Source organism: Burkholderia oklahomensis C6786 (assembly GCF_000959365.1).
In the GTDB taxonomy this organism is placed as follows: domain Bacteria; phylum Pseudomonadota; class Gammaproteobacteria; order Burkholderiales; family Burkholderiaceae; genus Burkholderia; species Burkholderia oklahomensis.
Genome location: NZ_CP009555.1, coordinates 726547 through 747412, shown reverse-complemented (window position 1 = coordinate 747412; position 20866 = coordinate 726547). Strand labels below are relative to the sequence as shown.

The 20866-nt window shown below is 58.2% G+C and carries 25 protein-coding genes; 19 read left to right on the top strand and 6 right to left on the bottom strand.

Features of this window, described 5'->3' with window-relative positions; genetic code table 11:
- Nucleotides 1-27: 27 nt before the first annotated feature.
- Complete coding sequence (locus BG90_RS34615) at nucleotides 28-678, bottom strand: hypothetical protein (RefSeq protein ID WP_124072303.1); 651 nt, start codon at nucleotides 676-678, stop codon at nucleotides 28-30.
- Nucleotides 679-1075: 397 nt separating this feature from the next.
- Here BG90_RS34615 and BG90_RS34610 point away from each other — a divergent pair, with 397 nt between their 5' ends.
- Genes BG90_RS34610 through BG90_RS34600 form a run of 3 tightly spaced genes read left to right on the top strand, consistent with a single transcriptional unit; the run spans nucleotide 1076 to nucleotide 2595 of the window.
- Nucleotides 1076-1597 (top strand): hypothetical protein, encoded by a 522-nt coding sequence (locus BG90_RS34610; protein WP_124072302.1) that lies wholly within the window; start codon nucleotides 1076-1078, stop codon nucleotides 1595-1597.
- On the top strand, nucleotides 1590-2129 hold the full coding sequence (locus BG90_RS34605) for a hypothetical protein (protein ID WP_124072301.1): 540 nt from the start codon (nucleotides 1590-1592) through the stop codon (nucleotides 2127-2129). Before BG90_RS34610 ends, BG90_RS34605 begins: the two co-directional genes overlap by 8 nt.
- A complete protein-coding gene (locus tag BG90_RS34600) occupies nucleotides 2113-2595 on the top strand; it encodes a hypothetical protein (protein ID WP_124072300.1) in 483 nt (160 codons plus the stop codon). The genes BG90_RS34605 and BG90_RS34600 overlap by 17 nt, the downstream gene beginning before the upstream one ends.
- Nucleotides 2596-2710: 115 nt before the next feature.
- On the opposite strand, the gene BG90_RS31760 is transcribed toward BG90_RS34600, so the two are convergent.
- Nucleotides 2711-2989, bottom strand: coding sequence for a hypothetical protein (locus BG90_RS31760; RefSeq protein ID WP_232239037.1), 279 nt, complete (start codon nucleotides 2987-2989; stop codon nucleotides 2711-2713).
- A 406-nt stretch (nucleotides 2990-3395) separates the two neighbouring features.
- On the opposite strand from BG90_RS31760, the gene BG90_RS37145 reads away from it, so the two are divergent.
- The 8 genes from BG90_RS37145 to BG90_RS03290 all read left to right on the top strand — a co-directional run bounded on the left by BG90_RS37145 (nucleotide 3396) and on the right by BG90_RS03290 (nucleotide 8907).
- Nucleotides 3396-3719, top strand: coding sequence for a helix-turn-helix transcriptional regulator (locus BG90_RS37145; RefSeq protein ID WP_232239036.1), 324 nt, complete (start codon nucleotides 3396-3398; stop codon nucleotides 3717-3719).
- Complete coding sequence (locus tag BG90_RS03315) at nucleotides 3716-4240, top strand: hypothetical protein (RefSeq protein ID WP_025989699.1); 525 nt, start codon at nucleotides 3716-3718, stop codon at nucleotides 4238-4240. The genes BG90_RS37145 and BG90_RS03315 overlap by 4 nt, the downstream gene beginning before the upstream one ends.
- A gap of 327 nt (nucleotides 4241-4567) precedes the next feature.
- Nucleotides 4568-4744 carry a hypothetical protein gene (locus tag BG90_RS36600; RefSeq protein ID WP_038801925.1) on the top strand — a complete coding sequence of 59 codons (177 nt, stop codon included), beginning with the start codon at nucleotides 4568-4570 and terminating at the stop codon, nucleotides 4742-4744.
- On the top strand, nucleotides 4737-5039 hold the full coding sequence (locus tag BG90_RS03310) for a hypothetical protein (protein WP_025989700.1): 303 nt from the start codon (nucleotides 4737-4739) through the stop codon (nucleotides 5037-5039). Before BG90_RS36600 ends, BG90_RS03310 begins: the two co-directional genes overlap by 8 nt.
- Entirely contained in the window at nucleotides 5032-5244 is a 213-nt protein-coding gene (locus tag BG90_RS03305) for a hypothetical protein (protein ID WP_006765346.1), read from the top strand. The genes BG90_RS03310 and BG90_RS03305 overlap by 8 nt, the downstream gene beginning before the upstream one ends.
- The gene (locus BG90_RS03300; RefSeq protein ID WP_010111961.1) at nucleotides 5237-5584 is read left to right on the top strand and encodes a hypothetical protein; all 348 of its coding nucleotides are present in this window, start codon (nucleotides 5237-5239) and stop codon (nucleotides 5582-5584) included. Before BG90_RS03305 ends, BG90_RS03300 begins: the two co-directional genes overlap by 8 nt.
- Before the next feature lie 10 nt (nucleotides 5585-5594).
- Complete coding sequence (locus tag BG90_RS03295; RefSeq protein WP_010111962.1) at nucleotides 5595-5921, top strand: hypothetical protein; 327 nt, start codon at nucleotides 5595-5597, stop codon at nucleotides 5919-5921.
- 124 nt (nucleotides 5922-6045) lie between these two features.
- Nucleotides 6046-8907, top strand: a complete 2862-nt coding sequence (locus BG90_RS03290) for a DUF927 domain-containing protein (protein WP_010111963.1) — start codon at nucleotides 6046-6048, stop codon at nucleotides 8905-8907.
- A 69-nt stretch (nucleotides 8908-8976) separates the two neighbouring features.
- Here the strand turns inward: BG90_RS03290 and BG90_RS30965 are convergent, their stop codons facing one another.
- On the bottom strand, nucleotides 8977-9222 hold the full coding sequence (locus tag BG90_RS30965; protein ID WP_010111964.1) for a helix-turn-helix domain-containing protein: 246 nt from the start codon (nucleotides 9220-9222) through the stop codon (nucleotides 8977-8979).
- 259 nt (nucleotides 9223-9481) lie between these two features.
- Between BG90_RS30965 and BG90_RS31745 the strand changes: the two genes are divergently transcribed.
- The 4 genes from BG90_RS31745 to BG90_RS03280 all read left to right on the top strand — a co-directional run bounded on the left by BG90_RS31745 (nucleotide 9482) and on the right by BG90_RS03280 (nucleotide 11983).
- Nucleotides 9482-9781, top strand: coding sequence for an H-NS histone family protein (locus tag BG90_RS31745; RefSeq protein WP_010111965.1), 300 nt, complete (start codon nucleotides 9482-9484; stop codon nucleotides 9779-9781).
- A 228-nt stretch (nucleotides 9782-10009) separates the two neighbouring features.
- Nucleotides 10010-10132: a hypothetical protein gene (locus tag BG90_RS38020; protein WP_374189756.1), complete on the top strand. Its 123-nt coding sequence runs from the start codon at nucleotides 10010-10012 to the stop codon at nucleotides 10130-10132.
- Nucleotides 10105-10830: an IS5 family transposase gene (locus BG90_RS31740; protein WP_414629722.1), complete on the top strand. Its 726-nt coding sequence runs from the start codon at nucleotides 10105-10107 to the stop codon at nucleotides 10828-10830. Before BG90_RS38020 ends, BG90_RS31740 begins: the two co-directional genes overlap by 28 nt.
- Nucleotides 10831-11086: 256 nt before the next feature.
- Nucleotides 11087-11983: a MurR/RpiR family transcriptional regulator gene (locus tag BG90_RS03280; RefSeq protein WP_232239035.1), complete on the top strand. Its 897-nt coding sequence runs from the start codon at nucleotides 11087-11089 to the stop codon at nucleotides 11981-11983.
- 18 nt (nucleotides 11984-12001) lie between these two features.
- Here the strand turns inward: BG90_RS03280 and BG90_RS03275 are convergent, their stop codons facing one another.
- Both BG90_RS03275 and BG90_RS03270 read right to left on the bottom strand, forming a co-directional pair.
- Entirely contained in the window at nucleotides 12002-13078 is a 1077-nt protein-coding gene (locus BG90_RS03275) for an ABC transporter ATP-binding protein (protein ID WP_010111968.1), read from the bottom strand.
- Nucleotides 13079-13130: 52 nt separating this feature from the next.
- Nucleotides 13131-13898, bottom strand: a complete 768-nt coding sequence (locus BG90_RS03270) for an SDR family oxidoreductase (protein WP_025990425.1) — start codon at nucleotides 13896-13898, stop codon at nucleotides 13131-13133.
- A gap of 307 nt (nucleotides 13899-14205) precedes the next feature.
- On the opposite strand from BG90_RS03270, the gene BG90_RS03265 reads away from it, so the two are divergent.
- The 4 genes from BG90_RS03265 to BG90_RS34595 all read left to right on the top strand — a co-directional run bounded on the left by BG90_RS03265 (nucleotide 14206) and on the right by BG90_RS34595 (nucleotide 19402).
- On the top strand, nucleotides 14206-15429 hold the full coding sequence (locus tag BG90_RS03265; protein WP_038801780.1) for an ABC transporter substrate-binding protein: 1224 nt from the start codon (nucleotides 14206-14208) through the stop codon (nucleotides 15427-15429).
- Between the two features lie 86 nt (nucleotides 15430-15515).
- Nucleotides 15516-16406: a carbohydrate ABC transporter permease gene (locus BG90_RS03260; RefSeq protein ID WP_010111971.1), complete on the top strand. Its 891-nt coding sequence runs from the start codon at nucleotides 15516-15518 to the stop codon at nucleotides 16404-16406.
- Nucleotides 16403-17248, top strand: coding sequence for a carbohydrate ABC transporter permease (locus tag BG90_RS03255; RefSeq protein WP_010121049.1), 846 nt, complete (start codon nucleotides 16403-16405; stop codon nucleotides 17246-17248). Before BG90_RS03260 ends, BG90_RS03255 begins: the two co-directional genes overlap by 4 nt.
- A gap of 39 nt (nucleotides 17249-17287) precedes the next feature.
- On the top strand, nucleotides 17288-19402 hold the full coding sequence (locus BG90_RS34595; protein WP_124072299.1) for a family 20 glycosylhydrolase: 2115 nt from the start codon (nucleotides 17288-17290) through the stop codon (nucleotides 19400-19402).
- Nucleotides 19403-19652: 250 nt separating this feature from the next.
- Here the strand turns inward: BG90_RS34595 and BG90_RS03250 are convergent.
- Nucleotides 19653-20863, bottom strand: a protein-coding gene (locus BG90_RS03250) for an IS3 family transposase (RefSeq protein ID WP_085970860.1) whose coding sequence is annotated in 2 segments (ribosomal slippage) — nucleotides 19653-20557 and nucleotides 20557-20863 — 1212 coding nt in all. Because the reading frame shifts where the segments join, the coding sequence is not laid out codon by codon here.
- Nucleotides 20864-20866 lie beyond the last annotated feature (3 nt).

Below are 20866 nucleotides of genomic sequence, written 5' to 3'. Positions count from 1 at the left end.
TTAGTGGTCGTCACTTAAAATCTAACACTATCGCTTTTGCTGCGAAGCGACATTGGCGATTGGCGTATCGTTGGGCTTGGCGATAGCCAAGTAGGTCGAATAACCTCCAACGAAGAAGGTTGCGAACGATACAGCGCCCAGGACGATCGACGTCCAATTGAGTGTGTTAGCGGTTGCTTTCACGCCGCGTCTTTGTTGGTTGGCGTGACATACCGAGTAGGCAAACTGAGCCAGATATCGCAGGCCGGTGGCCATACCAGCGCAACCCATTCCAGCGACGAACCATGCGAGACCTAGGCCGATCTTAGAGAGCAGAGGATCACCGGCCAGCGATTGCCCCTTCGTGATCGCATTTCCAGCGAAAGCAAGCAATGCAGCTGCAGCCCCGCCGTTGATCACAATTGCCGATCGAAGAGCGGTTTGGCCAGCCTCGACAACCGACTTGAACATCTCAATGCTGTGGTTAGTATTAGCCGCAAGCCGTGCTTTCCATACTTCTAAGTTGTGTTCAACCTGAGCGATTTGTTCGGCGCTGGCGGCAGATTCTTCCGCTTGTGCTTTTTGTAGGGCAGTGGCTAGGTACGCCTCGAGGTTGGCAATAACAATCTGTTGCGCCCCATCCGCCTTGGCGCCGGCGACGTCGGTTTGTATTTGCTGGATCGCTTCCGATGCTTTCATTTTGCCTCGGGTCTGTCTGTTTTAGGCATTGGTGCCAATACCGATCATGACAGATTTTTCTGCTGCTAACCAAACCCATCAAAGGTCGGGTTTCTGTTTCGCTGCAGTCATTCGGATGAACAATCGAGTCACAGGGTGAGAGACCGTTCATGGCCGATCCCGGCCTGCAACGCGGGACTGGCGCAGATCGACCCAAAGCGGCCGCATGGCCGATTCGAAAGCAGCCATTCATGGAACTACCATCGCCCGTTGCCGCACCTTCTGCCGCGAGTTTGACTCTCATGACTGGGCAATGTCATGATCGATCAAGGGATAGCCCAACGTTTCCGACACAAACTGATGCACGGATGTCACGCTTTCGTGCAGAATCATCACACCTTCGAAAGCTGGCATAAAAATGGACCCAACCGAAAAATGCTACCGATTGCACCTTCGTGATCCAATCGCCATCAGGAAGCTCGTCCAGTCATTGCTGGACTCTGGGCGCCTTCTGGAAGCAGCATTTTATTTCGAAAAATTAAAAAAACTAAAACCGCAATCTTATGAAGTAAATAAGCTTGGATATTTGCTTTCCATTAAACGTCTCGACCCCCACGTCCAAGCGTACGATATTGCCTTGAAGGGATTTGGTGGCGATTCGGAGGATTTACACGCGCTTCGTCTGGCATACTATATTGCATTTTCAAATTTGCCTCTTGCTTTGGAGGAGGCGAAGTATCTTTGCACTCTGGACGTGAGCGAGAGATTCACAATGGACGTATTGATTCAAACAATCGAAGAAACGCATGATGAACCGCTATCGCTGTTATTTTTTGACAAGCAGCTGGCAAAGATAATCCCAAGCCCAAAACTGGAAAAAACATTTCGTCAAATATTGATTAAACGTCTAATTAGAGTCGCAAGAAATATTCATGATTAAAATTGTGAATTTTTATATTGTGAAAATTTTGGCAGGCGGTGGCGCTGTCTTTCCAGTAACTGAGGTGTACGGCGACGTTGAAATACGTCCTGCAAGCACCGACGACGAAACAGAGGCCGCTGCGATTAGCGACTCAGCGTCTGAAAAATTCCCGAAGGATGAGCGTCAAATCGCAGCAAGAATTGCCACCATCGTTCGCGCGACGTCGATCGAAGAGGCCATTCGATTGGCCGATGAAAAATTCGTCCCGATTCTCGATTTACTTTCCGCGAAGTTTGCCTTAAGCGATTTTTCCTTAACGCAAGTTGGTCACGTCAAAAATTTGGATGATGGAACCATATGCCCGATAAAGAGCAATTTTTTTGGGCCAAGCTTGACCTTCATCGCCCCCCGAGGAGTCGTGAATAAATCAGATTTTGAACATTGGATCATTCGTCAAAAAAACCGATCTTGCCGAGCGATACAAGCGCTCGCTTCATTGGGCGCGAAATGCGAAGTGGGAGAAAAGCACGCAAATGGCGATTCTGTATAGATGGTTTTCTGTTGAAGCCCTATTTAAGGAAAGCGAAAAGGATAATATATCGAGCTTGCTGTTGCTGTACCTTGGATTTCCAGGGGGCACGTACTCAAAAGATATTTCTCGAGACCTCTTATCGCAGCTATCTAAAAACGAGAGCTGGGTAAAGTGGAAGAAGTTGTTGCAGGGTATTGTTGAAAAAATAAGAATATTCCGAAATGATTCGGTTCATTCTGGTTTTAGAAGTGTCGACTACACTGCGGATGAACTGGTTTTGTATAATACAATAATGACGTATGCAACATCTCGATGCCAGGGCGCTGTTAGAGATGCGCTGATGCAAAGAATAGATACGGTTTCCGACTTCAAAAGCTATGCTGGTGCCGTATTTGAGAATCGCGGAAACGTTGTGAACGATATCATTGGCAATATAGTCTTCTCATTGGACAACAATGTCTCCACCTCTGCCAGAAGGGCGTAGCGGTGATGCGCCACGCCCAATTGCTATATATCGCCATGGACCGCCTCACACAGACAGCATACACAGTTGAATTGCATGAGGCTGCGATCGACTGCACGCCATCCGAAGCCGATCATCAGCCTTTCCACCACCCGATCGACCGGCCCAATTCGAGAATGAACACGCCGAAGGTGCCTACTGCTGCCAAAATGGCAAGAGCGCGTTCAAACGACCCCAAGGTGACTGGCTTTTGAATAACCACTTTCTTGCCGTCCCAATACAATTCGCCAGTTTCCGTGTGAACCCCGATGAACGACGTCCCATCAATGGATATGGCGCGCACACCATCGGGCCACTCCGATGGCCGATCGGCCGAATACATAGTTTCGCGCAAGCGTTGCCAATCAGTGTTCACGGGTACCCCACATGGTTGATGCCGATCGGTTGTCAACCATCCAGCCAGGGTTGTCGAATGTCTCCAAATGGCCGAACAGTGACGCCTTGTATTGCTGTCTTAGATAATACGAGACAAATCTTTTATGGGGGCAGACCTTTCGATATAATTGAGGTACTTGTTGGCACCTAATCGAACACGGCTCTAGGAATCTGTGGGCGATGCAAGGAAAAAAGGCGGGGAATGCTCAATCGTTGAGCATATTTCGTCGCGCTGACGAGAGGGTGCCGGGGGTGTGCTACCAACACATCCCACCGGCGATTTTTGGCTTGGCTGCCTGTTCCATAATTGGAGGAACGACAAGAGCCACCGCGCCTAGGAAACGCATAGCTCTTGTTAGGACGAATGATACCGCGCGCGGCGCGCCGTGCAAAGTAACTTTGCAGGATTACTTTGTGCCTCTTCCTCAACTTCATTGCGCCCGTACTTTGATAGTACGGCGCGGTTTATTGCCGCCGCTTTCCTCCTTCTTGCGGAACAGGCCATTTCTGAACAGAAAATGGCTCTTAAGATTCTTCGACTTATTGGTGTGCTGGATTGCGTCGGCGTCAAGAAAACAACGCTGTATCGCTGGATTCGCGAAGGCAAGTTTCCAGCGCCGGTCCAGTTAGGGGCCAGGAGCGTCGGCTGGCGCGCGACAGACGTCCAGCAATGGCTCGAATCCCGTCAGTCCACGCGGGGGCAGGCATGAGCGCGCATGCCCCGCTGATCAGTCGCGGCGGCCCGTATGGTCGCGCGATGGGCGCGGCCGTCACGGCGCGCGACGCCGCGTTCGTGCGTTGCCGCGACGCTCGACTGCGCAAGCTCGCCGGAATCCTTGATGACATCGAGGGTTGCTTCTGGAACCGTGGCGACGACACAGGGAAGCTCGTAGCGATCGCCGTCACGCTCGCCTCGACGCTCGCGCTCGAAGCCCCGCGTCTGACGACAAAGCAACTTGGCACCGCCTGCGAGAAGTTCGTCCAGGCGATCGCCGCTGCTGAACAGGATTCGGCGAACTATCGTCGTCGACAGTATCGACAGCTGCGGAAAGCCTATCGCGCGCTTTACAACGACATCGATGCGCAGTGCACGGACGGGACGCGCCGTTTGCAAGTTAGCGCCCTGCTGCGAGGCGTCGCGCTCGGCCAATCACTGGCGCAGGGCAGCTTGCGACTGGATATCGAACAGCTCAAGCTGGCGACCGCTGTGCTCAAGGGGGAGGCCGCCTGATGCTCCCCCAAAGTCGCTTTGCACTAGGCGATACACGGCGAGGGGCGTCGCGATTTGCGTCGTCCAGCATCGCGCGGTATTCTGTGCGCGTCGCTGAGACAACAGTGACCCGGTTTGGCGACCGGAGATGCTCCAAGGCGGACAACCGCCTTCGCGCGGTTTTTTTACGTCCGTACACCTTGCGCCTTCTATGGTCGGGCCTTGGTGGGGGTGCGTTCGCGCACGCCGGTTCCCTTGGACGCCGGTTCGCCAACCCTGCCTTGTGCCCGGCCACCCCATTTGGCGATGGGGCCGGGTTCGTCAACCCGTCCAAGGAGGTCGCATTCAATGCGCCAGCCCTCGCACGCCCGTACCGGGCAGCAATCCCACCTCATTCGATCCATCGTCCGCGCAGCACTGCGCGACGCGGCAACGGCCAGCACGTATCAAGACGCGCTCGACGCAACCGGTGCGGCATCGGCCGCAATCGCAGCGCTCGTCCGTGCAGAGGTGCGCCATGGCTGAGCTGCGCTGCAAGATTGGCGATCTGGCGATCGTCACGAAGTGCGATGCACGCGCTCGCATCGGCATGCTGGTTGAGGTGGCATCGGCTCGTCCGACGCCCGATCACGATTGGCGCGTGCGGATCTTGGGCGGCCCCGTCTCGGGGCGCAGCGTCTACGGCCGGAGGTTCGGCGAATTCACGCATGCAGCCGTCCACGACTGGAACCTCACGCCGATTCGCGGCGAAGCGGAGCTGGATTGCACGGTCGACGTCCGGCAACTCCTCGCGTCGATTCTGGAGGTGCGCCATGTCTAAATACCGCCTGCCGAACGAAGTCACGATGATCGCCATGTGTGCGGCCCATCAGTTCGCCCAGCTCGAAGCCCTGTTCGATGCTGTCCGTTCGCATCTTGCGGAGGGCACCTACGAGCGAGCGCTCGTCGACATGGGGCAAAGCGTTGCAAGCCGGTATTCGGCCGAAATGCGCCGCACCGCGCAGCCGGAGGTGTGCCATGACTGACCAGCGCATCCGAACCGCGGTTGTCGACGGATTCGACAACGCACCGCCGCTGGATACCGGCGCACCGATCGAGCTGCAATTCGCCGTCGACCTGGGCGCGATTTGCGCCGACGCATGGCTCGACCTGAAAGGCGACGTGCGGCTGCACGACTACGCGGCGCATCAAGCCGCTGCGTTCGCGCGCGGTATGGAAGCCGCCATGCAGGACGCGGGCGACGTCGACGCGCACCGCGTGTCGATCAGCCGCCAAGCGTTCGCGGCCGGCCTGATGGGGCGCGTGCAACAGCATCTGTTCGCGGCGCTCGGTCTGGTCATGCGCGAACCGCGTACAACGCACTGAGGAGACGGTCATGGCAAAGACGAACAAAAACGCCGTGCAACCGCTCGCCTCGCACTTCGTGGCCGAGGTGAACCGCCCCGATCGCAACCGTATCGGTACGCAGATCAGTGACGCAATGGAGCTGCTGGACAGCCTGCATTGGGCGACCGACAAGGCCATGTCCGATGACGACTACTGGCTTGTGCTGAGCCTGTTCCGTGCGTCCCTGCCGTCGATTGGCGCGGCGCTGGAGGCGGCCAACGACGCACTCGGCGAGTCGCGGCTCGGCCGCTACGTCTACAGCAACGACGTCACGGCCGGCGGGGCGGTTCTGTCGGTGCCTCGCGCGGCCGGCTGACGCTGCACCGCTAGGCATCGCATCATTCAATGCTTCGCGCGTCGGGTAGCTGTTTGCCCGATATGGACTACTAATCGGAAGGCGACCGACGCGCGTCTAGTGGGAACCTATGAGTAACGCACCCATGTCCGAATTCGAGCGGGCGAGAGTCGCGCTCGGCTATGTTCCGCCCGACGACCGCGACACGTGGAGTCAGGTGGGGATGGCGCTCAAGGCCGAGTTTGGCGAGGAGGGCTTCGCCCTCTGGAACGAATGGAGCCAAGGCGCGCAGAACTACAACGGGAAGGACGCGCGCGATGTGTGGAAGTCGTTCAAGGGCGGCAAAATCACCATCAACACGCTGTTTCACCTTGCCAAACAAAGCGGTTTCGATCCGCGTGCGCATCGAGCGAAGCCGGTCGATCCAGCGGAGCGCGAGCGGCAGAAAGCCGAGCGCGCGGCCCGCGAAGCGGCCGAGCTGGCCGAACTGACCGAGAAACAGCAAACCGCGTCGGCGCTCGCTGAATCGATCTGGTCGGCGGCCGAGCCTGCGCCGGCCGATCACCCGTACCTCGTTCGCAAGCGCATCCCGGTCGACGCGCTGCGTGTCTATCGCGGCGCCTTGTGCATTGGCACGGCCGCGTGTGACGGCGCACTCGTCATCCCGGCGCGTGACGCGGACGGCAAGCTGTGGACGCTGGAGTTCATCCTGACGGACGGCCAGAAACGCTACCTGCCGAACGGTCGCAAGGCAGGCTGCTTCTCGTTGATCGGCGGCCCGCTATCTTCCGCGCCGTCCACGGTACTGGTCGGCGAGGGTTACGCCACGTGCGCGACGCTCGCGGCCGCGACGGGCTATCCGGCCGCCGTCGCGTTCGACGCCGGCAACCTGCACGCGGTCGCGACGGCACTGCGCGGCCAGTATCCGGACGCCCGCATCGTCGTGTGCGCCGATGACGACCACACGACAAAGGGCAATCCGGGCGTGACGAAGGCCCGCGCGGCGGCCGCGGCCGTCGCCGGCATCGTCGCGGTGCCCGACTTCGGTCCGAACCGTCCGGCGGCCGGCACCGACTTCAACGACCTGGCTGCGCACCTCGGCCCGGATGCGGTGGCCGCCGCCGTGCGCGCTGCGCTCGCACCGGCCGGCTCGGCGGATGCCAGCAAGGGCAAGACCGCTCCAGCCGCCGCGAAGCCCGCCAAGCGCCCGAAAACGGCCCGCGCGCAGGACGGCAAGTCGCGGTTCGTCGTCGACGACAAGGGCGTGTGGTTTCACGGCTTCAACAATCAGGGCGATCCGCTTCCGCCGCATTGGGTCAGCACGCGGATCGACGTGATCGCGGAGACGCGGAACGAAATGAACAGCGAATGGGGATACCTGCTCGAATTCATGGACCGCGACGGCATCCTGAAACGGTGGGCGGTGCCGGCCGGCCTCTTTGCCGGCGACGGCACGGAGCTGCGCCGCATGCTGCTCGATATGGGCGTGAAGCTCGGCGTCACGCAGATCGCCCGCACGCAGATCGCGAACTATGTGCAGATGGCGCAGCCGGACGAGCGCGTGCGCTGTGTGCCGCGCGTCGGCTGGCATCACGGCGCGTTCGTGCTGCCCGATCGCGTCATCGGCACCGGCAAAGAGGCGCTGATCTATCAGGCCGACACACCGATCCAGAGCCAGTTCAAAGAGCGCGGCACGCTGGACGACTGGCAACGCGAGGTTGCGGCCTACTGCGTCGGCAATAGCCGGCTACTGTTCTGCGTTGCTACGGCCTTCGCTGGTCCGTTGCTGCACTTCTCCGGGCTTCAGTCGGGCGGGTTTCACTTGCTCGGCACGACGTCGAAAGGCAAGTCCACGGGCGGCGTCATCGCCGCGTCCGTGTTCGGCTCGCCGGACTACGTGCGCAGCTGGAAGGCGACCGACAACGCGCTCGAAGCCGTCGCCACGCAGCATAGCGACGCGCTGCTGATCCTCGACGAAATCGGGCAGGTCGAGCCGCGTTTGGTCGGCGATGTGATTTACATGCTCGCGAATGAGTCGGGCAAGGCCCGCGCGTCTCGCAGCGGCTCGGCCAAGCCTGTACTGACGTGGCGGCTGCTGTTCCTGTCGAACGGCGAAAAGAGCGTGTCCGCGTTGATGGCCGAGGGCAACAAGCCCATGAAAGGCGGTATCGAGGTGCGTTTGCCCGCGATCCCGGCCGAGGTCGGCGAAATGGGCGTCGTGGAGAAACTGCACGGCTTCCCGACGCCGGCCGCGCTGATCGAGCATCTAGAGAGGCACGCAGGCATGCACTACGGCACGGCCGGCCCCGCGTTCATCGAGTGGGCGTCGTCGCAGGCCGGCGAGCTGGCCGAGCATCTGCGCATCCGCGTCGATGAGCTGGTCGGTCAATGGGTGCCGGACGGCTCGCATTCGCAGGTCGCGCGCGTCGCTAAGCGGTTCTGCCTCGTCGCAGTGGCCGGTGAGCTGGCGACGGCGCACGGGCTGACCGGCTGGCCGCAGGGCGAAGCGGTGGAGGCTGCGCGGCGCTGCTTCGAAGGCTGGCTCGAACTGCGTGGCGGGACCGGCAATTCGGACGAGGCGGAAGCCGTGCGGCAGGTACAGCATTTCCTCGCCGCGCACGGCGACAACCGTTTCGTGTGGATGAACCGGGCGCAGGACGACCATCGGCCCAACGTGCCGCATCGAGCGGGCTTCAAGCAGCACGTGAAGCGCGACGAGCGCCGCACGCCCATCGCTTCCGATCGCGAGTATTACGCCGAGTTCGGCGGCAAGATGAGCGCCGACGATGCAGAAAGCGTCGAGACGGAATACCTGATCGAAGCGGCCGTGTTCCGCAAGGACGTGTGCGCCGGCTTCGATCACAAGATCGTCGCCAAGGCACTGATGAAGCGGGGCGTGCTGATGCCGCGCAGCGACGGCTACCCGTATCGGCAGGAGTACATCCCCGGCCACGGGAAATTCATGGTGTACCGCGTTCGTCCGTCCATCTTCACGCTCGAACTGTGAACTGTGAACTGTGAACTGTGCCGCCGCCGTGCGGGAGGGGGCGGCGGCGCACGCTAGTGTTGTTTGCGCCTACAAACCGGCGTTGCGCAGTAGCTCGGAGGGAAGAAGTTGCATTGCGCGCGCAATGCGGACGATATTCATGACGGTAACGTTTCGTTCACCGCGTTCAATCTTGCCCATGTGCGAGCGGTCAATCTCTGCAAAATCGGCCAGTGCTTCTTGCGATATCGCCAACTCCTTGCGGCGAGCGCGAATCGCCGCGCCGAGCGACACAAGGTTTCTATCCTTATCAAGTTTTCGCGAGACTCTTGCCATGCCTTGAATCGTCGCGCTATGATGCATTCAAGGACACGGCATTTACGACCCATTTTCAATTCGTCATGTCGCTTAGCTATCATGTTGAGCTACGGATTGTTCTAAATTCCGATTGCCAATTGCGATTCGTTTCTAGTTCTGTTCTGTGTTCATGATGATCCAGGAGTCGATTCGGCAGTTCTAGAATGAATGGTCACGTCGGTTTGCGGCGTAGCCGTGCCTCCCTTAACCGGGGTATCTACTTCGAGGACCAACAGTGATGACTTTTCAAGAGCTACAAAACCAAATCCGGCAATTGCAGCAGCAGGCTGAGGCGATACGGAAGGAAGAAGCGAGTGCTGTGATTGCCAAGCTACGCGCAACCATTCTCGAATTTGGCATTACGCCCGACGAAGTATTCGGCGCAAGCGCGAAGCAAATCCGGCGGTCGCCAAGAGGTCCCGCTACCCAGAAATACCGTGATCCGTTATCAGGGGCGACATGGAGTGGCCGCGGGAGAGCACCTCGCTGGATTGTGGGTCGTAATCGCGACGACTTCCTTATCACTCGGACTCAATAGTCCTAGCATCGTGCATCCCCCCGGCATTGCGCTGACCGTAAGTGCAACCATCAGCGATCCAACTCCAAGGTTGTTCGGGGCTTGAAGATGGTAAAGGGGGCTGCGTGTAACGGCCGAACGTGCCAAACCGCACGGGCTTAAGAGACGGTTTCAAAAAGGCCAAGTGGGGCTGTTAACTTTCGCGGTGAGCTGTTAACCTCAGGCATCGGAACAACCGAGACCGAGGAGATGGCCAAACCGATCATCGACGATGAATTGTGGACACTGATTGAGCCGTTACTGCCGCCACCCAAGCCACGGCGCGAGAAAAACCCGGGCCGCGCCTGCCTGTTTCGAATCGCGCCGCGCTGACTGGCATCCTGTTCGTTCTCAAGACCGGACTGCGCTGGCGCGATCTGTCGACCGAGATGGGATGCGGCTCGGGCGTGACATGTTGGCGACGGCTGCGCGATTGGCAAGCAGCCGGCGTGTGGGATCGCTTGCACGAGCTACTTGCTCGCAAAGCTGCGCGCAGCGGACCAGATCGACTTCTCGCGAGCCGCCGTCGATTCATCATCGATTCGCGCCGTTGGGGCAGGCCAAAAACTGGGCCAAACCCTACCGATCGCGCGCGACCCAGTTCCAAGCACCACATCGTCACCGACGCCAACGGCACCCCGCTCGCCGCGATCCTGACCGGGGCGAACGTCAACGATGTCACGCAATTGCTGCCGCTGATCGACGCGATTCCGCCGATTCGCGGATTGCGCGGCCACCCACTGCGCAGACCGCGCGTGGTCTACGCCGATCGCGGTTACGACTCCGAGCGACATCGACGAGCGTTGCGCGATCGCGGCATCGAGCCGGTGATCGCCAAGCGCCGTACCGAACATGGCAGCGGCCTGGACAAATATCGCTGGGTCGTCGAACGCACGCATGCCTGGCTGCATCACTTCCGTCGTCTCCGCATTCGTTTCGAGCGCCGTGCCGACATTCATGGCGCGTTCCTCAAACTCGGTTGCTGCCTGATCTGCTGGAATACCCTTCGGCAGGCCGACCAGTCTTTATGAAACCGTCTCTTAGCGATAGAGATGTAATGCTTGCGCAACCCGGATGACTTATATGGTCTCCATCAAACGCTTCGCGGGCCCGCGCTTTCGCAAAACTTCTGCCGCCAGGGTCTTCGAGCCGACACATACGACCGTCCGACGAGTTACAATAAACGAATTCCTGAGGTCAGCGGAAAGCATGCAAAATGCGCGGGGTATTTCCGCATGGCCATCGCGACCGTCTACTCGCTCGGTTCCCAATATACCTGCGATGAGCATGTCCAGTACGGATATCGACTCCGATTTGTTCAGCTTGATTCACGCCCGCCTACCCGACCTGGCGGCGGCCCAGCGGTTGGTCGCCAAGGTGTTCCTCGACAAACCCGAATGGGCGATGCAAGCGCATGTGAACGAGATCGCGGTGTTTGCCGGCGTCAGCGAGCCCACTGTCGTGCGGTTCTGCAGGGCGCTGGGATTCCACGGGCTGCGGGATTTCAAGCTGCGCGTCGCCCAGCAAGTGGCGCTGGGCAGCGTAGCGCTGCATCGCAACGTTACGGCGGTCGACTCGATCGACGAAATTGTCGGCAAGGTACTGCGCAGTTCCGCCGACATCCTGCTGGACATCGAGCGCCAGTTGCCCCGCGAACAGATCAAGCGCGCGATCAGCGCGCTCGGCAGTGCGCACCGCGTCGACTGCTATGGCGTCGGCACAACGTCGGGCTTCGTCGCGGCGGATGCGCAAGCAAGACTGTTTCGATTCGGCATTCAGGCGCAAACCTATACCGACGCCAATATGCAGATGTTTTCTGCTGCGACGCTAAGTCCCGGAGATGGGGTGATCGCGGTGTCGCACTTCGGACGCATGCCTTTCCTGTTGGAAGCGGTGCGCGTTGCCCGAGAACGGGGCGCCGTCGTGATCGGAATCTGTGAGCCCGGCACACCGCTTGCCGGCGAATGCGATATCCCGCTGACTTTTGCGTTGCCGGCATCGGTCAACGCGTATATCGGGAGCGACGCCTGTATTGCGCACCTGGCCATCATCGACATCCTAATCGTAGGCGTCGCGTTCGAGCGCGGTGCCGCCGGGATTGAGCAGCTGCGCCGGCTGCAAAATGTCCTGTCTCCGCACGGACTCGATATATTTCCGCGTCCGGCGAGCAATAAGAAGCGCTGACGGTCTTCGCGCACGATTTCACTCGATGCGGCTCCCGGTCCGCAGATTGAACAGATGGATGTGCTCAGGCGCAAATTGCAGCCTCACGCGCTGATCCGGCCGGAGAGTCGCACGCTCGCGGGTCGTTATGCACCATGTGCTGCCATTCACCTTCCCGTAAAAGTGCGTCTCGGCGCCTGTCGGTTCGATCACCTCGACCTCCATGGAGACGCCGTCGGGATTCGTCGATATCTGGATATGTTCAGGGCGAACGCCGAAGATCACCTCCGTATCTTCCGCGATCGGCGCTTTCAATCGAGGCAGATTGACCGTGGCGCCCTCGGCAATCCTGAGCGTCGCACCCAGCGCGCCGCCCGTCAGCGTGCCTTCTGCAAAGTTCATCGACGGAGACCCGAGAAAACCCGCGACAAATTTGTTGGCGGGACGATCATAGAGATCGAGCGGGCTGCCGATCTGTTCGATTCGGCCCGCATTCATCACGACGATCCGATCCGCCATGGTCATTGCTTCAATCTGGTCGTGTGTGACATATATCACCGTATTCTTCAGGCGCTGATGTAGCGCCTTGATCTCGGTACGCATCTGCACCCGCAGCTTGGCGTCGAGATTGGACAGTGGCTCATCGAAGAGAAACAGCGCGGGCTCGCGTACGACCGCTCGTCCCATCGCCACGCGCTGACGCTGACCGCCCGACAGCGCGCGCGGCAAACGATCAAGATAGCCGCCGAGATTCAGCATTTTCGCCGCCGCTTCGATGCGCGGTTTGAAACTGTCGACGGCTTCCTTGCGGACGCGCGGGCCGAAAGCGATGTTCTCGTAGACGGATAGATGCGGATAGAGCGCGTAACTCTGGAATACCATCGAGATGTTGCGCTGCTGAGGCGGTAGTCCGTTGGCGCGCATGCCGCCGATCGTCAATTCGCCGCCGCTGATCTCTTCGAGCCCCGCCACCATTCGCATCAGCGTGCTCTTGCCGCACCCCGACGGCCCGACCAGCACGACGAACTCGCCATCGTCGATGTGCAGATCGATGCCATGCACCACTTGGGTATCGCCGTAACGCTTGAAGATCCCATTCAATTGCACAGCCGCCATGCTTACCCCTTCATTGTCCGATGCTTGAAACGTAGTACGCCCGGGCCATTGTTCAAAGTGCCTCAAGCGTCAATTCCGCGGCCATCAGCCGGTTGCCGGCCATCAGTCCGCTGTCGACAGGCAGCGCCACGCCGGTAATTACCCGCGCCATTGGCGACGCGAGAAACCATACGGCATCAGCGATATCGCCGGGAGTCGCGAAATCGCGCAGCGGATACCACTTCTTCAGGTCTTCAAACACTTGCGGATTTTTCTCGACCCGTGCTTGCCAAGCCAGTGTCTTCACGGTACCGGGACACACGATATTGGCACGGATGCCGTAGCGCCCCAACTCCATCGCAAGCGACTTGGTGTAACTGATCAGCCCTGCCTTTGCGGCGCTGTAGGCCGGGTGACCCAGCGCCGTCATCCCGTTGACGGAACCCACCAGGACCAGCGCGCCGCGCTGCCGCTCGATCATCGAGGCGCGCACCGCCTCCACACTATGATAGGTGCCCGTCAGATTAAGCTGAATGTCGCGTTGCCAGCTCGCGGCATCGGTGGTTTCCAGTGTCGGGCCCGTTGCCGCGCCGGCATTGGCGACCAGAACTTCCACCGGACCGCGCAGCTCGACCGCCGATTCGATCGCTGCTTCAATCGGATGCTCGAGATTGGCCGCGACAGGCGTGACTTGCTCCTTTCCCAATTCGCGGACCAGAGAATCGAGGGCATGCGTACCCACGTCAAGCGCCAAGACAACGTCGCCGTGTTCGACGAAGCGTCGGCACAAAACCGATCCGATCCCGCCACAGGCTCCGGTTACAAGTACCACGCGACTCATGATCGACCTCCAACGTTATGGGAAATGGGGCTCGGCTCCCGACAGTGCGAGCCAGATGAACCATCTCATCACCCGACATGTAATTAAATTACAAATTAGCAGTCGCGAAATTACTTCGCAACAACCTGTCCACCATCCCGAAATTTGGGAAAATACGATACATAACCCGAAAAATATGACGTTTTGTCAAAAAAAAATCATGTGCCTTCTCACAAATCCGCAGTGACAGTTTTTTTTGCGGCGTGTAGCCTAATTACACATACAAGCACTGAGCAGGTTCCCCATTGATTGTTTCGAGGAGTCCCGGATGAAGCCTATTTCGATTGCATTCCGAAATGTTGTCGCCGCGCTTGCAGTGGCATCCGCTGCAGCCAACGCGCATGCCGACACGATTCGCGTCACGGTCGCGCACTACAGCGACGCGACCGCACCGTACTTCGAAACAATGGCGCGCAACTTCGAAAAAGCCAATCCCGGAACGACCGTCAAGATCGAAGACGTGAATTGGGACACGTTGCAGCAGAAATTGCAGACGGATATTTCGGGAGGCGCCAACGCCGATCTGGCGATCGTCGGTACCCGCTGGCTGCTGGATTTCGTGAAGGACGACGTGGCGGAACCGCTTGATGGCTACATGGATGCGAACTTCAAGAATCGCTTCATCGGCCCCTTCCTCGCACCCGGCGAAATCGGCGGCAAGGTCTACGGTTTGCCGGTCGCGGGCTCGGCCCGTGCGCTGTACTACAACAAGACCTTGCTGACGAAGGTCGGCTATCCGAATGGCCCGAAGACATGGAACGACGTGATCGACGCGTCGAAGAAATTGAAGGCGATGGGTATTGCCGGTTTCGGGCAGCAGGGAAAAGAGATCGAAACGGACGTCTACTTTTACTACGCGCTATGGAGTTACGGCGGCGACGTCGTGGGGAAGGACGGCAAGGCCGCCTTCAATTCACCGGCGGGCGTGAAGGCCGCGACCATGTACAAGACGATGATCGACGAGGGGCTGACCGAACCCGGCGTGACCGGCTACAGCCGCGAAGACGTCCAGAACCTGTTTAAGCAGGGCCGGGTCGCGATGGTGATCTCGGCGCCGTTCCTGTCGAAGCAGATCAAGAAGGAAGCGCCGAATCTCAAGTACGGCATCGATCCCATTCCGATGGGCACCGTTCGCGCGACGTACGCCGTGACGGATTCGATCGTGATGTTCAAGAACTCCAAGGTGAAGAAGAGCGCATGGAAGTTCCTCGACTACCTCTTCACGAAGGAACCGCGCGTCAAGTTCACGAGCACGGAAGGATTCCTGCCGACGACCAAGGCCGAATCGGCTGATCCGGCCTTCAACGATCCCGACACCAAAGCCTTTGTCGCATTGCTTCCGACGGCGCGCTTCGCGCCCACCGTCACCGGGTGGGAGGACACGGCGAAAGCGGTTTCCGACGCCATGCAGGCGATATATCTCGGTAAGGCGCAGCCTGCCGCGGCGCTCAACGCGGCCGCCACGAAGGCCAACGGCGCCCTCGGAAAATGAACCTCCTCGAGTCGTCGCGAATCAGCTCAGGTCGCGACTTCAGGCGGAGCCGGGCCTCACGCCGGTTCCCCCTTTTTTTCAAGCATATGAACCCCACCGCCGCTTCGCGACTGCCGATCCCGTGGCTGTTGATCGCGCCGAGCCTCGTGCTTGCGCTCGTCATCATCAGCTATCCGATCTTCAATATCACGTACCAGTCCGTGCACGACGTGTCGCGCTTCGGCGCGATCCGGGATTTCAACGGGCTGGCGAATTTCCACACGGTGTTCACCGATCCGGAATTCCTCGGCGCCCTGAGGCGCACGATCTACTGGACGCTCTCGGTCGTCGGCGGCGCCGTGGCGATCTCCGTCCCAGTCGCCCTGGTGCTCAACCAGGATTTCCACGGCCGGGGAGTGGCGCGGACCCTCGTCATGCTGCCCTGGTCCGTATCGCTGACCATGACCGCCGTGGTCTGGCGCTGGGGCTTCAACGACGAATACGGGATGGTCAACGTTACGCTGCAACGGCTTGGACTGATCGACGGGCCGATCCACTGGCTCGCCACGCCGGAATACGCGTTTCCGGTTGAGATCGCGATCGGCATCCTGGTATCGATCCCGTTTACGGTGACGATCCTGCTGGGCGGATTGTCCTCGATACCGGGCGACATCTACGAAGCGGCGCGCATGGACGGCGCCAGCGCATGGCAGCAGTTCCGGCAACTGACGCTGCCGCTCCTGCGCCCCTTCATCAACATGGCCGTCCTGCTGAACGTGATCTACGTGTTCAACTCGTTTCCTATCATCTGGGTGATGACGCAAGGCGGCCCCGACGAAAGCACGCACATCCTCGTGACGTATCTCTACGAGCTGGGCTTCCGGTTGGGGCGGCCAGGACAGGCAGCGGCCGTGTCGCTGATCATGCTGGTGATGCTGTTCATGTTCTCGATCGCGTATCTGCGCCTGCAACCGCGAAAAGAGGGAGATCCAGCATGAGTTCCAAGATGCGGCGCACGCTCTGGTGCTGGCTGGCGTTGCTGCCGCTCGCCGCGGTCGTGCTGTTTCCCTTCGCGGTGATGTTCTTCACCGCGCTGAAGCCCGCCCAGGAAGTGTTCGTCTATCCGGCGCGCTGGCTGCCGGAACACTGGCGGTGGCGCAATTTCATCGACATGTGGCATGCCGCCAACTTCGGCGTCGCACTGGGGAACAGCGCGGTGATCAGCCTGCTGTCCACGTCGCTCGCGCTAGCGGTCAGCCTGCCCGCCGCCTATGCGCTGGCGCGCTTTCCCTTCCGGGGCCGCGGCTGGTACCGGCAGTTCCTCCTGGTCACGCAAATGTTGTCGCCGATCCTGCTGGTGGTCGGTCTGTTTCGTCTCGCCGCCATGATCCCCTATGGCGACGGCAACCTGGTCGACTCGAAGATCGGCGTGATCGTCTCCTATGCGGCATTCAACGTCGCCTTCGCGGTCTGGATGCTGTCCTCGTATTTCCAGACGGTGCCGCGCGACCTGGAAGAATCGGCGTGGCTCGAAGGATGCGGCCCGCTGCGCGCCGTGTTCAAGGTATTCCTGCCGCTGGCCGTTCCCGCGATCGTGGTGACCGCGATCTTCACGTTCATCAATGCGTGGAACGAATTCGCCGTGGTGTACACGCTGATCCGCTCGCCTGAAAACAAGACGCTGACGGTTCAGGTGACCGACATGGTGGCGGGAAAGTACACGGTCGAATGGCAACTCGTGATGGCGGCCACGCTCTTCGCAACGCTGCCGGTGTCGATCGTGTTTGCGTGGCTGCAGCGGTATCTGGTGAAGGGGCTGGCGTTGGGGGCGGTTAAATAATTACGCTAGCTATCCCAATGGTGTGCAACGGAGATAACTATGAAATTATATGCTTTGTTGATTTTGGCATTATGCCTTCTGGCGGGATGTGGTGGTGATGATAGTAAATCAGGAATGATATCTCCATCAAACAGCACAACACAATCCGCTAGAGCAATGAATGCTACCGGAATGACTAACCAGCCAGCAGTAGGGGGCAGCACAGCAATCGTTGCACTACCAGCCTGTTCCGCCGCAGAAAATGGTACGAATCCTAGCGGTACGAATTCCACACCAACTGTTGTCCCTGCATTGCAAAATTGGTACGGGGGAAGCGGAAACCTCAATTTGTCAGCATCAAATCGGATTGTCATCGATTCCGCGGGGTTGCAGGATTTAGCCACCACCTTTGCTGCAGATTTAAAGGCAATCACCGGATTCAACCTGCCGATCGTGGCAGATGGGACATTGAATCCTGGAGATATCGGCCTTAGTTTATCACCCTGCAGCGGCACATCCTCGCAGATTGGCAGCGAAGGTTATAGTGCTTACATTGGAAATTCGGCAATTGTTCGAGCCAACCAACCTTCAGGGGTCTTTTATGCGACACAAACATTATTACAGATGTTCAAGTCCAGCTCTTCACGGCAATCCATTCCGCAGGGCATCGCATTAGATTGGCCCACTTTTCCGGAGCGGGCGCAGATGCTCGACATTGGACGTAAATTTTATCCGCTGGCATACCTTAAACAACAAATTCGCCTAATGGCATGGATGAAAATGAATGTGTTTCATCTTCATTTATCGGATTGGGAAGGATTTCGCGTCGAAAGCAAACTGTATCCCAATCTTGCTTCCGCCGATCATTATTCCCAAGATGATATTAAAAATCTGGTCGCGTATGCCAATTTATACTATGTGACTCTGGTGCCAGAGTTCGATGTTCCATCTCATGCGGTCGCAGTTTCTTCAACTGACAATAATCTAGCAATCGGATGCGATTCAATGAGCCATCCGGCAAATTATCCCAATTCATCAAACCAATGGCCGGGCTCCGATAATCCGGGATGGACGCTTGATATTACATCCACTTATACAAGAAATTTTTTAAAGAGCCTGTTTGTTGAAATGATGTCATTATTCCCTGGCCCATATTTTCATATTGGAACAGACGAGGTACCTCAAGCATATGACCAACAAGCATGCGCGCCATGGACGGCCTATCAAAATCAGAAGGGATTTAAATACCCTGGGGATGTGCTGGTTGATTTTATCAATGATATGAATAGTGTTGTCCGTGGGCAAGGGAAAACCATGGAGATATGGGATTGGTGGGAGCGCGAGCAAAATAATGTATCTACGGCAGTCGATACATCCATTCGAATTGATGATTGGGCAGGTGCCGCTTCCGATTTTGCGAATGGAGCTGCGACTGCATTCTTAACCTCTGGCTCAGCGCCTTTGCAATATGATACCGTCGGCTCTCAGGAACGCAGCTTGTATGTTTCGCCTGGCTACGGAACGAGTCTCGGGATATATGGTTATTTTGATGCAAGCAATGTTTACGAGAATTACAATTTCACCGTTGCGCCGCATATTCGGGGATACAAAATTTCGCGTTGGTCGGATAGCGCGGAAACTCAATCGGTTGAATGGATTGATTACTATGCTGTAAGCGCTAGGCAAGTTATCGCTGATCGTACATGGGGTGGAGGGAAAGCCGCTAATTACTCAGTTTTTTCGAGTAATGCAGTTTCCATTGGCGCGCCTCCGTATGGAGTAGGGCAAATTTCGCTCAATCAGCAAAGTCCGATATGTCTTGACATCAAAAACGGATATGCAGTTGCATCGATTTGTGACAATTTGAATCCCACCCAACGATGGACCTATAATTCGAATGGTCAGATTCAGCAAACTGGGACTGCGCAGTGCTTGACATCAACCGCAAATGGTGCAAATAGTAATTTAAATGGGGCATCTGGAACGTGGATTCAGCTGTCAGATTGCGACGCAACTTCAGACAATCAAAAGTTTAGCTACGAAAATAATAATTTGATTGCATCAGACGGGAATTGTCTTGATGTTTATCAAGGCGTAAAAGCAGATCAAGCGCCCATCGATCTTTGGCAATGTGGGGCCGCTCAAAATAATCAGACATGGTTTGTGCCGAATTAACATTGGAAGGATATGATATCCCGCCCTCTGACAGCACGGCGGGATATCATTAGTTTGTGCTTGCCTGGTAGGTGCCGAAAAACCTGTCTTTCTGTCGGCGTGAGCACATCAACCGGCTCGGCGACTACCTACTGGACCTACAACCCCACTCGATCAGGCTGGTAATTTTCGTTTTAATCAGATGTTTAGGCCGAGATGTGGCGGATTTTTTACGACTCCTGGATTTGCCCCTGTACCTCCGGACACCGCCTCACACTTGAGTTGATGAATCGGTGCTGCGCCTGAACTCGCGTGGCGAGCGGTACTTCAGCGCGCTATGAGGGTGCTGCTCGTTGTAATGCTCGAAAGCGACGGCGAGATTGCGCGCTGCGGTTGCTGCATCTGGCTTCGGCATGAAGGCGACATAGTCACGCTTCATCGTTTTCACGAAGCTTTCCGCCATGCCGTTACTTTGCGGGCTGCACACCGGTGTGGTCAATGGTTTCAAACCAATGTCAGATGCAAAGGTCCTGGTTTTCTCCGCCGTATAACCCGAGCCGTTGTCCGTCAGCCATTCAATTTCAGCCGGGGCCTTCGGGACGTTGCCAAAGCGCTTTTCGACGGCTGCCAGCATGACGTCGCGCACCACATCGCCACTGTGGCCACCGGTTGTCGCCACCCAGCTCATCGCCTCACGGTCACAGCAATCCAAAGCGAACGTGACACGCAGCGGCTCACCGTTGTCGCAACGAAACTCGAAGCCGTCCGAGCACCAGCGCTGGTTGCTCTTCGCCACCGCGACCTTGCCATCATGTCGGCGCTGCGGGCGTGGAGGGAGCGCTTTGGGCTGTAGCAGCAGGCCGTGAACGCGCATTACCCGGTACACCCGTTTGGCATTGACGGGGGCCGCGCTCTGGTTCTCCCGCTGCCGACGTAACAGGCCCCACACACGACGGTAGCCGTAGCTCGGCAGGTCAGCGACGCTCAGCCGAATTTCTTCGACCAGACCGGCGTCGTCGGTCCTTCTGGCCGTACGCCCGTCTCGCCAGTCTGCCGGCCGTGCCAGCCTGTCCGCCACATTCGAGCGCGCTACACCGAGAACGTCACAGACCCGCTTCACTGGTCGTCCCCTGGCAATGAGGGTGAGCGCGCAATCCATTTTCGCGACTTCGCCACCTCCACCGCCTCACGAAGAATCTCGTTCTCCATGGTCTTCTTTCCGAGCAGTCGCTGAAGCTCCCTGATTTGTTTGAGTGCGTCGCTCAGCTCCGACGCCGGCACGACTTCCTCGCCGGCACTGACAGCCGACAGGCTGCCGTCCTGATATAGCTTGCGCCAGTGAAACAGCTGATTCGGATTGACGCCGTGCTGGCGTGCAACCATCGAGACCGACTTGTTCGGCTCGAAACTCTCTCGCACCATCGCCAGCTTCTCTTCCGCTGACCACCGCCGCCGGCGCTCCGGCCCCGTCAACACTTCCATCAC